Source organism: Pseudomonas sp. TMW22089 (assembly GCF_022496645.1).
GTDB lineage: Bacteria > Pseudomonadota > Gammaproteobacteria > Pseudomonadales > Pseudomonadaceae > Aquipseudomonas > Aquipseudomonas paraversuta.
This window is the reverse complement of sequence record NZ_SCFG01000003.1, coordinates 186307-201891: the sequence shown is the minus strand read 5'-3', so window position 1 is coordinate 201891 and position 15585 is coordinate 186307. Positions and strand designations below refer to the sequence as shown.

Sequence of the window (15585 nt, the reverse complement as noted above, 5' to 3'; positions counted from 1 at the left end):
GTTCAAGAGTTACTTATGCGCCGCCTGCTCACCGGCTGTCTGGTCACACTGCTACTGCTGTGCAACACCCTCATCCTGTTTGGCCCCTTGATGCTGTTTGCCCTGCTCAAACTCATCTCGCCGGGTCGCCTGCGCGATTACAATTCGTGGGCCGTGATGTGGATCGCCGAGACCTGGTCTGAAATCGACAAACGCATTTTCGCCCTGTGCCTGCCCACCCAATGGGACATTCGCGGCGCTGAAGGCCTGAGCCGCGATACCTCGTACCTGGTGATCAGCAATCATCAATCCTGGGTGGATATCCCGGCGCTGATGCAGGGCCTTAACCGGCGTACGCCGTTCTTCAAGTTCTTCCTCAAAAAACAACTGATCTGGGTGCCCTTTCTGGGCCTGGCCTGGTGGGCGCTCGACTACCCGTTCATGAAGCGTTACTCCAAAGCCTTCCTCGCCAGACACCCGGAACTCAAAGGTGAAGACCTGAAAATCACCCGGGCAGCCTGCGAGCTTTTCAAGCGCCAGCCGGTGACCGTGGTCAATTACCTTGAAGGCACGCGTTTCACCCCGGCCAAGCGCGCCCGGCAACAATCGCCCTACACCTACCTGCTCAAACCCAAGGCGGGCGGCGTGGCGTTTGTACTGGCCGCCCTGGGCGAACAGCTGGATGCCGTGCTCGACGTGACCGTGGTTTATCCACAGGCAAAAATTCCGGGCTTTTGGGCATTGATCAGCGGGCAAGTGCCCAAGGTGATTGTCGACATTCAGATCCACCAACTGGACCCGGCGTTATGTCAGGGGGATTACGAGAATGATCCGCTGTTTCGCCAGCAGATCCAGAGCTGGGTCAACCAGCTCTGGATCAAGAAAGATCAGCGCATCAGCACCTTGCGTGCCGAGCGCGAGTGATCTTAAACGCCCCAGGCGCTACCCAGTTTGCTCAGCAGCGAAGTGCTGACGTTCTGGCCTTTGAAGTAGTCCAGCAGGACCGGAGCAAACTTGGCGACCATTCCGTCCTGCATGCCCAGCGCAGAGAACGCAGCATCAAGCTGGCTGGTATTGGCCACGTTGCTCACAGCGCTGGTCGCGGTTTCGGACACACCATTGGTCTTGCCCAGCAAACCGCCCAGTTGGCTCAGTTGACCCAGAGCACCGGCGCCAGCCAGTTTGTTAACACCCGGCACTTGCTTGGTCAGCTCGGAATAGTCACTTGAGGTCAGCTGGTTTTTCGCCAGGCTCAACATCGCGCCAACACCGCCAGCCGCCTGCTCGGGTTTGACCCCAAGTTCGTTGACCTTGCTCAGCAACTGTACCGCTTGTGCCGACTTGTCAGTGGTCGCGCCGTTACCGTTGGCGCCCTGCATTTGAGCCGCGACGCCAGCCACATCGCTCAAGCTGAAACCCGCAAACACCGGGCTTGCGGCCACGGTCATAAATGTTGCCAGTGCCACTGCGCTCAACTTTTTCATCGCATCAACCTCTATATCCAAAGAGCCGCGCGTCAATTAACGCGACGGCAAAACTGTGTGTAAGACCCGAAAAACCGGCAGATGTTCCCAAATGCCACTACGGGATCAAACGGCACGCAATCTTAATTGAAAAATTGTTTGCCCGCGCTGCATCCGCTTTGCCTTCGCCTGCGTATATCAAGCACGGACAGACCTTGTTGACCGCCTGCCAACCGACAAGGGCACAGACCATGAAACGCAACTCGATCAGAACCCCGTTGATTGCCAGCCTTCTGAGGCTGGTTGTTGCCGCCAGCAACTGTCGACAAAGTGCTGATGCCTGAATAGTGCATGCCTGCCCGGCCGGTGGGCACCCACGGTAAGCGGCCGGTCAATGGGAACCCCGCCATGAATGGAATAACTCTATATGCTCAACTAATCTCAACCGACAACTGGCATGGAGCCATCCCCAGTCATGTAGGGAGAACCGGTATTTTAACTGCCAACACCGAGAACCTGAGACAGCTGCTGGCCCAATGCTCGTTGGGCAATCGACGCGCTTTCGAAACCCTTTACCGCAGCGTTGCTCCCAGCTTGCACAGCGTAGCCCTGCGTTGCATGGGCCGACGCGACCTTGCTGAAGAAGTGGTGCAGGAAAGCTTTGTGCGTATCTGGCACAACGCCTCACGTTATGAAGCTCATTTGTCGGCGCCATTGACCTGGATGATCAACATCACCCGCAACCTGGCCATCGACCAACTGCGCAAACACCGGGAGTTGCCGTTAAGCGATCTGCAACAGAACGCCGTGGCCGATGACACCCCGGGCGCCGATGAGCAACTGGACAGCGCCCGCTCCTCCCGTGCCCTCAATCATTGCCTTGAGCAACTGGACGGCATGCAGCGCCAGACCATTACCATTGCCTACTTCCATGGCTTCAGTGCCAGCGAACTGGCCACGCAACTGGCAGCACCTCTGGGCACAGTCAAATCCTCGATTCGCCGGGGCATGGAACGTCTGCGCAGGTGCCTCGAATCATGAACTATCAAACTGCCGAGCGGCGCCGGGCTCTGGCTGGCGACTATGCCATTGGCCTGATGCCGCCCACTGCCCGCAAACGTTTTGAACAGCTGCTGCTGGACGACCCGCATTTGCGCGCCGAACTGGCGCAGTGGGACACCCATCTCGCCAGCCTGGCCGAACCCCTGTCTGCGCAGCCCGTACCCGAGCACGTATGGCAGGCCATCGTCTCGCGCATCGAACCACAAAAACTGCATGTGCCGGCCAGGCGTCCGTTCTGGACCTGGCTACGCACGGGGGCTGTGATCTGCTCTTTGCTGATTGCCGTCACCGTGGGCCTGCTCTATACCCGCGACAACGTCCAGTACAAGGCCACCCTGCTCAGCGGCACCGAGCAACCGGGCTTGCGGATCGAAGCTCACACCGACTATCTGCAGGTTCAACCGCTGCAACTGGCAGCCCTCGATGCCGGGCGCAGTCTGGAGTTGTGGGCGATTCCGGTGGATGGCAAGCCTGTATCACTGGGCCTGATCCCCACGGGCGGGGACGGTATGATCGGTCTGAGCAAAGGCCAGCAACAATTGCTTGGCCCCCATGTTGTGCTGGCCGTGAGTCTTGAACCCAAGGGCGGCTCAACCACCGGTCAGCCGAGCGGGCCAGTGTTGTACCAGGGCCCGTTGGCTGCGTTGTAAACATCACTGGCGCAGCGGTTCGCTGCGCCAGTGTGTGCAGGGATCAGACCCCGCTGAACAGTTTGTGCGGATCGATCACAAATTTCTTCGGTACCCCCGCATCAAACTCGCCATAGCCACGCGGAGCATCATCCAGACTGATCACTTCAACGCCGACGATGTCGGCGATTTTGATCCGGTCCCACATGATGGCCTGCATCAGTTGGCGGTTGTACTTCATCACCGGAGTCTGGCCGGTATGGAAACTGTGGGACTTGGCCCAGCCCAGACCAAAGCGAATGCTCAGGCTGCCCATTTTCGCAGCCGCATCCACAGCACCCGGATCTTCGGTCACGTACAGGCCAGGGATACCGATTTTGCCCGCTACCCGCACCACCCCCATCAGAGAGTTGAGTACCGTGGCCGGGGCTTCGTGCTTGACTCCGTCATGCCCGTGGCCACGGGCCTCAAAGCCCACCGCATCGACCGCACAATCCACTTCGGGCTCGCCCAGCAGCTCGGCAATCTGTTCGTGCAGCGGAGTGTCTTTGGACAAATCGGCAATTTCAAAACCCTGGGCCTTGGCGTGCGCCAGACGAATCGGATTGACGTCGCCGACAATCACCACGGCCGCGCCCAACAGTCGCGCCGAAGCCGCCGCTGCCAGACCGACCGGGCCTGCACCGGCGATGTACACCGTGCTGCCAGGGCCGACACCGGCGGTCACGGCACCGTGGTAGCCAGTGGGCAGAATGTCGGAAAGGCAGGTCAGGTCACGGATCTTCTCCATCGCCGCGTCGCGGTCCGGCAACTTGAGCAGGTTGAAATCGGCATAGGGCACCAGCACATATTCGGCCTGACCGCCGACCCAGTCGCCCATGTCCACGTAACCATAAGCGCCGCCGGGACGGGCCGGGTTGACGGTCAGGCACACCCCGGTATTTTGTTCCTTGCAGCTGCGGCAACGGCCGCATGCCACGTTGAAGGGCACCGATACCAGGTCGCCAACTTTCAAATGCTCCACGTCGCGTCCGGCCTCAATCACCTCCCCGGTAATCTCATGCCCCAGCACCAGCCCGGTTTGCGCCGTGGTGCGTCCGCGCACCATGTGCTGGTCGGAACCGCAGATATTGGTCGATACCACTCGCAGGATCACGCCGTGATTGATTTGTTTGCCCTGCGGGTTCTGCATCTTCGGGAAAGGGATGCTTTGCACTTCCACCTGGCCATTGCCCAGGTACACCACACCGCGATTGTCAGCCATCGAGTTCACCCTTGTTGTTATTTGAGGGCAGTTGCACGCGGCAAGCTAAAAGCCGCAAGCAGTCTGCTGTGACTTGCAGCTTGCAGCTTAGAACGGGCTGCTGCGGTTACAGCACCACCGTACGACCTCCATTTAGGAAAACGCGCCGCTCGATGTGATACCCCACGCCCCGGGCCAGGGTTTGCGCCTCGATGTCGCGGCCCTTGGCAATCAGGTCTTCGGGGTAATGGCTGTGATCCACCACCTCGACCCCCTGGGCGATGATCGGGCCTTCATCCAGGTCGTTGTTGATGTAGTGCGCAGTGGCGCCCACCAGCTTGACCCCCTTCTCGTAAGCCTGGTGATAGGGCTTGGCGCCTTTGAAACCGGGCAGCAGCGAGTGATGGATATTGATCGCCTTGCCGTCCAGTTTGCGACACAGCTCAGGCGACAGCACTTGCATGTAGCGGGCGAGAATCACCAGCTCGGCGCCGGTGTCTTCAATCACTTGCCAGACCTTCGCCTCCTGCGCCGGTTTGTCGGCGGGGTTGAGGGCGAAGTGGTGATAAGGAATGCCATGCCATTGGGCCAGCGGCTCAAGGTCCGGGTGATTGGACACCACGGCCACCACATCCATCGACAACTGGCCGATGCGCTGGCGGTAGAGCAAGTCGTTAAGGCAGTGGTCGGCTTTGGACACCATGATCAGCACTTTGGGCCGGTAGTGAGGCGGGGTCAGCTCGAACCTCATGCCAAAGGCTTCGCCGCGTTCGGCCAGGCCGGCGCGGAATTCGTGCTCGTCGAAGCCATCGGGCTGGCGGAACTCGACACGAATGAAAAACCGTCCGCAACGCTGGTCATCGAACGAATGGTGCTCGGTGACATAGCAGCGGTGCTCAAACAGATAACGCGTCACCGCATCCACCGTACCCAACAGGCTGGGGCAGTCAGCGGTGAGAATCCAGGTATCCGGGGCGCGGCTCATGGGGGGGTTCCTTGTAATTGTGTGGAATGGCGTAACCCTTGTGGAAGCTGGCAAGCCAGCTCCCACAATCAGTTATGTGATCGCGCGTTGCTCAGGCCTCGACACTCAGCCCGTATTGCGCCGCTGCGTCCTGCAACCATAACCACCAATAGTCCGAAAAGCTGCGCCGGATCAGCAGTTCCCAGGTGTCTTCGCCGGTATGGCGGATGACCAGCTGCGATTTGGCGAACACCGTACCCACGGCCTTGCCCACCGGGAAGTTGTCGGGGTGCACGTCATAGCTGGTGGACTTCATCAGCACTTCACGCACGTTGGACCCGCTCAGCTCCAGCAGTTGCTGGCCGCCACTGACATTGACCACCGAAATATGCAGCCCCGCCAGCGCTGCGCGCAGGGCTTGTTCCACAGCGAATTCCTGACCACCGGGCACAATCAGCAGCCACTCGTCAGGGCCCATCCATTGCAGCGATGTCTGATCCTTGGCCACCAGGCTCAAGGCCACCGGCAATTCCAGGCCCAGGGCCTTGTGCACACCTTCGGCAAAGGCCGGGTCTTTGGCGTCGCCACGCAGGGTCAGATGCCCCAGAAGTTTTTTCTCGCGCACGATGACACCGGGATTTTTACGGCCTTTGCCAATCAGCCCGGCGAGGTTGGCGTGGTGTAACGATGACTCGGCTTTCGCGCCCGAGTCAGGGCGTTGTTGGTACACGTTGGCTGTGGTCATGAATCACCCGTTCGCAATGTTATGTAGGATCGACCGCTATCGCTGGCAAGCCAGCTCCCACACTTGCAATGCAACCCATGTGGGAGCTGGCTTGCCAGCGATGGTCTTGATTCAAATATTCTGCCGTTCGCCCTTGGGGTCGAAGAACACCGAAGACACGATTTCAGCCTCGATCACGCTGCCGTCCGCCAACGGTGCGAACACCCGCTCGCCCATGCGTTTGAGGCCGCCTTTGACCACGCCCATGGCAAACGAGTAACCCAGAGAGCCGCAGGTGTAGCTGGAGGTCACATGACCGACCATGCTCATCGGGATCGCCTGCTTGGTGTCGAACACCAGCTGTGCGCCTTCAGGCAGCCATTTGGTCGGGTCCACCGGCTTGAGGCCCACCAGTTGTTTGCGCTGATCACGCACACAGTCTTCACGGTTCATCCCGCGCCAGCCGATCCATGAAAATGCCTTGGTGCGGCCCACACACCAGCCCATGTTCAGGTCGTCCGGGGTCATGGAACCGTCGGTGTCCTGACCGACGATGATGAAACCCTTCTCGGCCCGCAGCACGTGCATGGTCTCGGTGCCATACGGGGTGAGGTTGTACTGCTTGCCCGCCTCGACAATTTTTTCCAGCACGCCCATGGCGTAGTCAGCCTGGATGTTGACTTCATACGACAGCTCGCCGGTGAACGAGATACGGAACACCCGCGCCGGTACGCCGCCCACCAGACCTTCCTTCCAGGTCATGAACGGGAAAGCTTCACGGTCCAGGTCGATGTCGGTCACTTCGCTCAGCAGCTTGCGGCTGTTGGGGCCGGACAGGGTCAGGGTCGCGTAATGGTCGGTGACCGAGGTGAAGTACACCTTCAGCTCCGGCCACTCGGTCTGTTGATAGATCTCCAGCCATTGCAGTACCCGGGCCGCACCGCCGGTGGTGGTGGTCATCACAAAATGGTTGTCGGCCAGGCAGGCGGTCACGCCATCGTCGAACACCATGCCGTCTTCTTTGCACATCAGGCCGTAGCGGGCCTTGCCCACATCGAGCTTGGTCCAGGCGTTGGTGTAGATGCGGTTGAGGAACTCCCGGGCATCCGGGCCCTGAATGTCGATCTTGCCGAGGGTGGAAGCATCCAGAATGCCGACGCTGTCACGCACCGCCTGGCACTCGCGCTTGACCGCCGCGTGCAGATCTTCGCCATTGCGCGGGAAGTACCACGGGCGCTTCCACTGGCCGACGTCTTCAAATTCGGCACCTTGCTTGACGTGCCAGCTCTGCAGCGCGGTGTAGCGCACCGGCTCGAAGATGTGCCCGCAATGGCGGCCCGCCACCGCGCCGAATGTGACCGGCGTGTAGTTGGGGCGGAACATGGTGGTGCCCATTTGCGGGATGGTCACGTTCAGCGAACGCGCCGCAATGGCCAGCCCGTTGACGTTGCCCAGCTTGCCCTGGTCAGTGCCAAAACCCAGGGCGGTGTAGCGTTTGACGTGCTCCACCGACTCGAAGCCTTCACGGGTGGCCAGTTCAATGGCCGCGGCAGTGACGTCGTTTTGCAGGTCGACGAATTGCTTCGGCGCCCGTGCGGTGGCTTTTTCGTGGGGCACCTGAAACAGCGCCAGGGTGGCTTCTTCATGATGGTTCAGGGCTTTGGGCAACACGCCCTCAACCGGCTTGAACCCGGCTTCACTGGCCGCCCGAACGCCTCCTTCAAAGCCATCGGCCAGGCTGTCGCCGAGCTTGTAGACGCCATTGATGCCGCCCACGCAGACGCGTTTCTGCGGCGCTTCGCCGGGAACAAAGCCGAGAATGTCTTCACGCCAGGTCGGCTTGCCACCCAGGTGCGAGGCCAGGTGCACCACCGGGCTGTAGCCGCCGGAGGTCGCAACCAGATCACACTCCAGCCATTCGCCAGGGCTGGCGACGCTGTGTTGTTTAAGGTCAATCGCCGCCACACGGGCACCGATTACATGTTTGCTGCCGCGGGTTTCGATCACCGCGCTGCCGGTCAGAATCCGGATGCCTTTGGCCCGTGCCTCTTCGACCAGTGCACCGCGGGGATTGCTGCGGGCATCGGCAATGGCCACCACTTGCTGACTGGCGTCGAGCCAGTCCAGCGCCACGCGATAGGCATGGTCGTTGTTGGTGCTCAGCACCAGTTTTTTACCCGGAGCCACGCCGTAGCGGCGCACATAGGTCGACACCGCACCCGCAAGCATATTGCCCGGCACGTCGTTGTTGCCATACACCAGCGGCCGCTCGCACGCGCCAGTGGCCAGCACCACGCGCTTGGCCCGTACCCGATGGATGCGCTGACGCACCTGGCCGATGGGTGCGCGGTCGCCAAGGTGGTCGGTAAGGCGCTCGTGAATGGTCAGGAAATTGTGGTCGTGATAGCCGTTCACCGTGGCCCGTGGCAGCAGCAACACGTCCGGCAGCGCCTTGAGGGCCGCAATCACCCCGGCTACCCACTCCATCGCCGGTTTGCCGTCCAGGCTTTCGCGGCTGTCCAGCAGGCTGCCGCCGAACTCTTCCTGTTCATCGGCCACTACCACCCGTGCGCCGCTGCGCGCTGCTGCCAGGGCTGCTGCCAGTCCGGCCGGGCCGGCACCGACGATCAGCACATCGCAATGGTGGTTCATGTAGTCGTAGGTATCGGGGTCGTTCTGGGTTGGCGAACGCCCCAGCCCCGCCGCCTTGCGGATGTATTTCTCGTAAGTCATCCAGAACGACTGCGGGTACATGAAGGTTTTGTAGTAAAAGCCGGGCGGCATCAGCTTGCCGCCAACCTTGCCCAAAATCCCCATTACGTCATTGTTGACGTTGGGCCAGCCGTTGGTGCTGGTGGCCACCAGCCCTTGATACAGCGCCTGTTGTGTGGCGCGCACGTTGGGGATCTGGGTGGCTTCGGTGGCGCCGATTTGCAGCACCGCATTGGGCTCTTCGGCACCGGCGGCAAAAATGCCCCGCGGCCGGGAATATTTAAAGCTGCGACCGATCACGTCGACGCCGTTGGCCAGCAAGGCAGCGGCCAGGCTGTCGCCTTCGTAGCCTTTGTACTGTTGCCCGTTAAAGGTGAAGGTCAGCACTTTGTTGCGATCGACGCGGCCGCCGTTAGGCAAGCGGTGGGTCTGGCTCATACCTTTTCTCCCAGCTCGCGAGTGGCCGTGGTGGTCAGTGGTGCAGCCTGTTCGGTGAACTGCGGCTTGCTGCCGATCAGGTAGGTTTCAAGAATTTCATAGGTCAGGGTATTGCGGGTCGCGTTGAAAAACTGGCGACAGCCGGCCACGTGGTTCCACAACTCGTGGTGCAGGCCACGGGGGTTGTCGCGAAAGAACATGTAGTCGCCCCACTCGGCATCGGTGCAGGTGCCAGGGTCGAGCGGACGCGGAATGTGGGCCTGGCCACTGGCGTGAAATTCCTCTTCGGAACGCAGCTCGCCGCAATGGGGACAGAAGATGTGCAACATGGGTGATTCTCCTGTTAGTGGGCGACAGCGGCAGCGCCGTGTTCGTCGATCAGGGCGCCGTTGTGGAACCGGTCAATGGAAAACGGGGCAGCCAGCGGGTGCATTTCGCCTTTGGCCAGGCTGGCGGCAAACACGTTGCCCGAGCCCGGTGTGGCCTTGAACCCGCCCGTGCCCCAACCGCAGTTGAAGAACAGGTTCGGCACCGGAGTTTTGGAGATGATCGGGCAGGCGTCCGGCGTGGTATCGACGATGCCGCCCCACTGGCGGTTCATGCGCACCCGGGACAACACCGGGAACATCTCGACGATGGCCTGAATGGTGTGTTCGATCACCGGGTACGAGCCGCGCTGGCCATAGCCGTTGTAGCCATCGATACCGGCACCGATCACCAGGTCGCCCTTGTCGGACTGGCTGATATAGCCGTGCACGGCGTTGGACATGATCACGCTGTCGATAATCGGCTTGATCGGCTCCGACACCAGTGCCTGCAGCGGGTGCGATTCAATCGGCAGACGGAAGCCGGCCTGGCGTGCCATGTGCCCGGAATTACCGGCCGTGACCACGCCTACGCGCTTGGCACCGATAAAACCTTTACTGGTTTCGACGCCGATGCACACCCCGTTTTCCTTGCGAAAGCCCAGTACTTCGGTTTGCTGGATCAAGTCCACCCCCAGCGCATCGGCGGCCCGGGCAAAGCCCCAGGCCACGGCGTCATGCCGGGCCACGCCGCCACGTCGTTGCACGGTGGCGCCCATCACCGGGTAGCGGGTGTTTTTTGAACAGTCCAGGTACGGAATTTCGTCTGCCACCTGTTTCGCATTCAGCAACTCGCCGTCCACCCCGTTGAGGCGGTTGGCGCTGACCCGGCGCTCGGAATCGCGGATGTCTTGCAGGGTATGGCACAGGTTGTATACCCCGCGCTGGGAGAACATGACGTTGTAGTTCAGATCCTGGGACAGGCCTTCCCACAGCTTCATCGCGTGTTCGTAGAGATGCGCCGACTCGTCCCACAAATAGTTGGAACGCACGATGGTGGTGTTGCGCGCCGTGTTGCCACCCCCCAGCCAGCCCTTTTCCACCACCGCTACATTGGTAATGCCGTGCTCCTTGGCCAGATAGTAAGCAGTGGCCAGGCCGTGGCCGCCACCGCCGACAATGATCACGTCGTAAACCTTTTTCGGGGTCGGCGTGCGCCACATCTTCTGCCAGTTTTCGTGGTGGCTGAGGGAGTGTTTGAAGAGGCCGAAGCCTGAATACCGTTGCATAGGGATTACTCCAAAACCGCGCTCAGCGATAAACCGGGAAGTCTTTGCACAGTGCCGTTACCTGGCGCGCCACATCAGCCTCGATATCGGCATCGCCGAGGTGATCGAGGATGTCGCAGATCCAGCCGGCCAGCTCCGTACATTGCGCCACTTTGAAACCGCGGGTGGTGACCGCCGGGGTACCGATGCGCAGGCCCGAAGTCACGAAGGGGGATTGCGGATCGTTGGGCACGGCGTTTTTGTTGACCGTGATATGGGCCCGGCCCAGGGCTGCATCGGCGTCTTTGCCGGTCAGGCCCTGACGGATCAGGCTGAGCAGAAACAGGTGATTGTCGGTGCCGCCCGAAACCACGTCGTAACCGCGCTTCACAAACACCTCGGCCATCGCCCGGGCGTTGTCGATCACCTGTTGTTGATAGGCTTTGAAGCCGGGTTCCAGGGCTTCCTTGAAACACACGGCCTTGGCGGCGATCACGTGCATCAACGGCCCGCCCTGGCCGCCGGGGAACACCGCCGAGTTGAATTTTTTCTCCAGCGCTTCGTTGGCCCTGGCCAGAATCAGACCGCCACGTGGCCCGCGCAGGGTTTTGTGGGTGGTGGTGGTCACAACGTCAGCGTACGGCAGCGGGTTCGGGTACAGGCCCGCCGCCACCAGACCGGCCACGTGGGCCATGTCGACAAACAGGTAAGCCCCCACCTTGTCGGCGATCTGCCGGAAGCGCGGAAAATCGAGAAACTTGGAGTAAGCCGAGAACCCGGCAATGATCATCTTCGGCTGGTGCTCGACGGCCAGACGCTCGACTTCGTCGTAGTCGATCAGGCCGGTGGCGGTGTCGATGCCGTATTGCACGGCGTTGTACAACTTGCCGGAAAAACTCACGCTGGCGCCGTGGGTCAAGTGACCGCCGTGGGCCAGGCTCATGCCCAGCACGGTGTCCCCGGCATTGAGCAACGCCAGATACACCGCTGCGTTGGCCTGGCTGCCGGAGTGCGGTTGCACGTTGGCGTAATCGGCACCGAACAGTTGTTTGGCACGGTCGATGGCCAGCTGCTCGACTTTATCCACATGCTCGCAGCCGCCGTAATAACGCTTGCCGGGGTAGCCTTCGGCGTACTTGTTGGTCAGACCGCTGCCCTGGGCTTGCATCACGCGCCGACTGGTGTAGTTCTCGGAGGCAATCAGTTCGATGTGATCTTCCTGACGCTGGTCTTCGGCATTCATGGCCGCTAACAAGGCATCGTCGTAGCCCTGAATCTGATCCTGCTTGCTGAACATTGCGTTCTCCCAGCGCCAGCGCGCCTTTGGTCTCGGTTAGGGCTTGCCCTTTGAGCCAGATGGTAGAGCTGGCGCCCCCGGATCAAATGCCTATGGACGCCACACAAAGGTGCGTTTACGACATGGGACAAAAGCGGGTATCACTCATGCCCTGTGGGAGCCGGCTTGCCGGCGATACCTGATCTGCCATCGCCGGCAAGCCGGCTCCCACAAGAAGTCTGTCGAGCATTCTGTGCACCCGCCGGATTCTTGGATAAAGTGCAGCACGATCTTCGACCATGGAACCGGGAAATGACTGACAAGAGCCAACAATTCGCCAGCGACAACTACTCCGGTATCTGTCCCGAAGTCTGGGCCACCATGGAGCTGGCCAACCACGGCCACCAGCGTTCCTATGGTGATGACGAGTGGACGCTGCGCGCCGCCAACGATTTCCGCAAACTGTTTGAAACCGATTGCGAGGTGTACTTCGCCTTCAACGGCACCGCTGCCAACTCACTGGCCCTGTCGTCGTTGTGCCAGAGTTTCCACAGCGTGATCTGCTCCGAGACCGCCCACGTCGAAACCGACGAATGCGGCGCCCCTGAGTTCTTCTCCAACGGCTCCAAGCTGCTGCTCGCCCGTACTGAAAACGGCAAGATCACCCCCGAGTCGATCCGCGAAATCGCCCTCAAGCGCAAAGACATTCACTACCCCAAGCCGCGGGTCGTCACCATCACCCAGGCCACCGAAGTCGGCAGCGTGTATCGCCCGGAAGAAATCCGCGCCATCAGCGCTACCTGCAAGGAGCTGGGCCTGCTGTTGCACATGGACGGCGCCCGCTTCTCCAACGCCTGCGCGTTTCTGGGGTGCACGCCTGCGGAACTGAGCTGGAAGGCCGGGGTTGATGTGCTGTGCTTTGGCGGGACCAAAAACGGCATGGCGGTGGGTGAAGCGATTCTGTTCTTTGATCACGCCCTGGCAGTGGATTTTGACTATCGCTGCAAACAGGCCGGGCAACTGGCGTCGAAAATGCGTTTTCTGTCAGCCCCCTGGGTCGGCTTGCTGGAAAACGACGCCTGGCTCAAACATTCACGCCACGCCAACCACTGCGCACAATTGCTGAGCCAGCTGGTCAGTGACATTCCGGGGGTTGAGCTGATGTTTCCGGTGGAAGCCAACGGCGTGTTCCTGCAACTGTCGGAACCGGCTGTGGCAGCGCTGACAGCCAGGGGCTGGCGCTTTTACACCTTTATCGGCAAAGGCGGCGCACGCTTCATGTGCTCGTGGGACACCGAAGAGGCGCGGGTGCGGGAACTGGCTGCGGATATCCGCGAAGTGATGGGCGCAAATTAATGCAGGGGCGAGCTTGCTCGCGAGCTTCTAACAGCTCACGAACAAGCTCGCGCCCACAGAAGATGATTGTTTTTTGCGAGACTCAGGATTGCCCGAGAGTCCGCTCAATCACTTCGACCGTGGCGCTGACTTGCTCTTGATAACGGTCGATTTCCTGTTTGTGCTGCTGTTTGAGTTCAATCTGTTGTGAACACAGATTCAACGCGGCCAGCACCAGCAACTTGTCCCCGATCAAGCTCGGGTACTTTCTTTTCGTATCGGCCAAGGCAGTGTTCAACATCACCGATGCGGCCACCAGGGTTTGCAGCTCCCCCACAGGCGCCTTGATCGAATAGTCGTTGCCCAGAATCGAGACGACTTTTATTCCGTCTCTGTCTTCGCTCATGCGCTGACAGTGCTCGCACGTTCAACCAGTGCCTGGATGCGTGCAGCGGTTGCACCTTGCTTCTCTTCCTGTTCCATCAGGCTCAGTTGCAGGCTTTCGTTGTCGTCTTTGGCCTGGGCCAGTTCAGCGTTCAGCGCAGCGTTGGTGTCCAACAGCTCCTGCTTTTGTTGAACCAGGTCGCTGACCAGTTGTTCCAGTTTGCTAAGGGATGATTCCATCATGGTGGTGATCTCAAGCTGTTTTCAGAGGGCGCGTACGATAAAGAAAAGTCACCGGCTAAGCTAGCGGCAACCGGCCTTTAAGCCCCCTAAAGACTGTGGTTTCCAATCTTTGTTCCCGTCCTCCCCCAAACACCCACTGTGGGAGCGAGCTGTGGTTTTAAAAAGCTCGCTCCTACAGGTATCAGAATTCAATCCGCACATCGCCCTTGGGTACGCTGCAGCAAGACAAGATGTACCCTTCTGCCACGTCTTCGTCAGTGATGCCGCCGTTGTGCTCCATCTCGACTTCGCCGCCCAGCTTCAACACTTTGCACGTGCCACAAATGCCCATGCCGCAGGCTTTGGGAATCAACAGCCCCAGCTTGGCTGCCGCAGCGTGTACGGTTTCGGCCGGGCCCACGCGGATACTTTTGCCCGACGCGGTGAATTCCACCTGGTTGAGGTCCGCCAGATCCAGCTCCGGCGCATCTGCCGCCTGTTCGGCCTGCTCCACCGCATCGGCCCGGGCCTCGGGCGGGGTCGCACCAAAAGACTCTTCGTGGTACCGGCTCATGTCAAAACCGTTGGCTTCCAGCAGCCGCTTGACCGCGCTCATGTAAGGCGTGGGGCCGCAACAGAACACCTCGCGCTCCATGAAGTCGGGCGCCATCAGCTCCAGCATCTTGTGATTCAAATAGCCGCGGTAGCCGGCCCAGGGCTCGCCCAGGCCGTGCTTCTCGCAGATCAGGTGCAGGCTAAAGTTGTCGATGCGCGAAGCCATGTGCTCCAGCTCGCGGTGATAAATGATGTCTTTCGGTGAACGGGCGCTGTGGATAAACACCATGTCGACATTGGCGTTGGTGTCGTAAAACCAGCGCGCCATGGACATCACCGGGGTAATGCCGACCCCGCCGCTCAGATACAGCACCTTGGGGCTCGGTGCGTCGATGGCGTTAAACAGCCCGACCGGGCCGTGTACCGCCAGCTCCTGGCCCTCACTCAAGGTGTCGTGCAGCCAGTTGGAGACGCGCCCGCCCGGCACGCGCTTGATGGTCACCGAAAAGCTGTACGGCACCGAAGGCGAACTGGAAATGGTGTACGAGCGCATCACCGGATCGCCGTCGATTTCCAGCTCCAGGGTCACGAACTGCCCCGGCTTGAAAAAGAACAGGATCGGCTGGTCAGCCATAAAGCAGAAGGTGCGCACATCCCAGGTTTCCTGAATCACTTTGACGCAGCGCACGATGTGTCGGCCGTTGGCCCAGGTCTGGGTGGTTACCGGATTCAGAAAGCTGTTGGACATGGGCTTCTCCACGGCCGACAACCGGCCTCTTGCTGGCGATTCTGCGCATGCCCCGGGGCGGCCATTTACCTATTCGCGACATTCACATACTTATCGCGACCAGCCCCTTGAAACAGGGGCTGGCGCGTCGGGAACAGATTGGGCCATGTCGCCCGCAGATATGGCATCGGCCCGGCCGGAACGCACACTCAGCGCCACTGATAGCGTTAATTGCTTTGCCTTGCGTCGCACCCCTGAGCAGCTACTTTCGGCCACATAGAATGGCCATGAGGATTACA

The 15585-nt window shown here is 60.4% G+C and carries 15 protein-coding genes; 4 read left to right on the top strand and 11 right to left on the bottom strand.

Features of this window, described 5'->3' with window-relative positions:
• Window positions 1-15 precede the first annotated feature (15 nt).
• Window positions 16-903: an acyltransferase gene (locus EQV90_RS05070; protein WP_161719912.1), complete on the top strand. Its 888-nt coding sequence runs from the start codon at window positions 16-18 to the stop codon at window positions 901-903.
• Window positions 904-905: 2 nt separating this feature from the next.
• Here EQV90_RS05070 and EQV90_RS05065 read toward each other — a convergent pair whose 3' ends face one another.
• On the bottom strand, window positions 906-1463 hold the full coding sequence (locus tag EQV90_RS05065) for a DUF2780 domain-containing protein (protein WP_004419500.1): 558 nt from the start codon (window positions 1461-1463) through the stop codon (window positions 906-908).
• A gap of 387 nt (window positions 1464-1850) precedes the next feature.
• Here EQV90_RS05065 and EQV90_RS05060 point away from each other — a divergent pair, with 387 nt between their 5' ends.
• Both EQV90_RS05060 and EQV90_RS05055 read left to right on the top strand, forming a co-directional pair.
• The gene (locus EQV90_RS05060) at window positions 1851-2483 is read left to right on the top strand and encodes a sigma-70 family RNA polymerase sigma factor (RefSeq protein WP_085985557.1); all 633 of its coding nucleotides are present in this window, start codon (window positions 1851-1853) and stop codon (window positions 2481-2483) included.
• Entirely contained in the window at window positions 2480-3154 is a 675-nt protein-coding gene (locus EQV90_RS05055; RefSeq protein WP_240877809.1) for an anti-sigma factor, read from the top strand. Before EQV90_RS05060 ends, EQV90_RS05055 begins: the two co-directional genes overlap by 4 nt.
• A 43-nt stretch (window positions 3155-3197) precedes the next feature.
• Here the strand turns inward: EQV90_RS05055 and fdhA are convergent, their stop codons facing one another.
• From fdhA to glyA, 7 genes are all read right to left on the bottom strand, one after another.
• Entirely contained in the window at window positions 3198-4397 is a 1200-nt protein-coding gene (gene fdhA, locus EQV90_RS05050) for a formaldehyde dehydrogenase, glutathione-independent (RefSeq protein WP_004419507.1), read from the bottom strand.
• 106 nt (window positions 4398-4503) lie between these two features.
• Complete coding sequence (gene purU / locus EQV90_RS05045; RefSeq protein WP_004419510.1) at window positions 4504-5361, bottom strand: formyltetrahydrofolate deformylase; 858 nt, start codon at window positions 5359-5361, stop codon at window positions 4504-4506.
• A gap of 91 nt (window positions 5362-5452) precedes the next feature.
• Complete coding sequence (soxG, locus tag EQV90_RS05040; protein ID WP_240877808.1) at window positions 5453-6085, bottom strand: sarcosine oxidase subunit gamma family protein; 633 nt, start codon at window positions 6083-6085, stop codon at window positions 5453-5455.
• A 111-nt stretch (window positions 6086-6196) separates the two neighbouring features.
• Window positions 6197-9214, bottom strand: a complete 3018-nt coding sequence (locus EQV90_RS05035; protein WP_240877807.1) for a sarcosine oxidase subunit alpha — start codon at window positions 9212-9214, stop codon at window positions 6197-6199.
• Window positions 9211-9543: a sarcosine oxidase subunit delta gene (locus EQV90_RS05030; protein WP_004419517.1), complete on the bottom strand. Its 333-nt coding sequence runs from the start codon at window positions 9541-9543 to the stop codon at window positions 9211-9213. The genes EQV90_RS05035 and EQV90_RS05030 overlap by 4 nt, the downstream gene beginning before the upstream one ends.
• 14 nt (window positions 9544-9557) lie before the next feature.
• Entirely contained in the window at window positions 9558-10808 is a 1251-nt protein-coding gene (locus EQV90_RS05025) for a sarcosine oxidase subunit beta (RefSeq protein WP_004419522.1), read from the bottom strand.
• A 22-nt stretch (window positions 10809-10830) separates the two neighbouring features.
• Window positions 10831-12084 carry a serine hydroxymethyltransferase gene (gene glyA / locus EQV90_RS05020; RefSeq protein WP_127196515.1) on the bottom strand — a complete coding sequence of 418 codons (1254 nt, stop codon included), beginning with the start codon at window positions 12082-12084 and terminating at the stop codon, window positions 10831-10833.
• Window positions 12085-12375: 291 nt separating this feature from the next.
• Here glyA and EQV90_RS05015 point away from each other — a divergent pair, with 291 nt between their 5' ends.
• Window positions 12376-13419, top strand: a complete 1044-nt coding sequence (locus EQV90_RS05015) for a low specificity L-threonine aldolase (RefSeq protein WP_004419528.1) — start codon at window positions 12376-12378, stop codon at window positions 13417-13419.
• A gap of 82 nt (window positions 13420-13501) precedes the next feature.
• Here EQV90_RS05015 and EQV90_RS05010 read toward each other — a convergent pair whose 3' ends face one another.
• The 3 genes from EQV90_RS05010 to gbcB form a co-directional block, all read right to left on the bottom strand.
• Window positions 13502-13804, bottom strand: a complete 303-nt coding sequence (locus EQV90_RS05010; protein ID WP_004419530.1) for a cell division protein ZapA — start codon at window positions 13802-13804, stop codon at window positions 13502-13504.
• Window positions 13801-14025 (bottom strand): hypothetical protein, encoded by a 225-nt coding sequence (locus EQV90_RS05005; protein WP_004419533.1) that lies wholly within the window; start codon window positions 14023-14025, stop codon window positions 13801-13803. Before EQV90_RS05005 ends, EQV90_RS05010 begins: the two co-directional genes overlap by 4 nt.
• A 181-nt stretch (window positions 14026-14206) precedes the next feature.
• Entirely contained in the window at window positions 14207-15307 is a 1101-nt protein-coding gene (gene gbcB / locus EQV90_RS05000; RefSeq protein WP_004419536.1) for a glycine-betaine demethylase subunit GbcB, read from the bottom strand.
• Window positions 15308-15585: the final 278 nt, after the last annotated feature.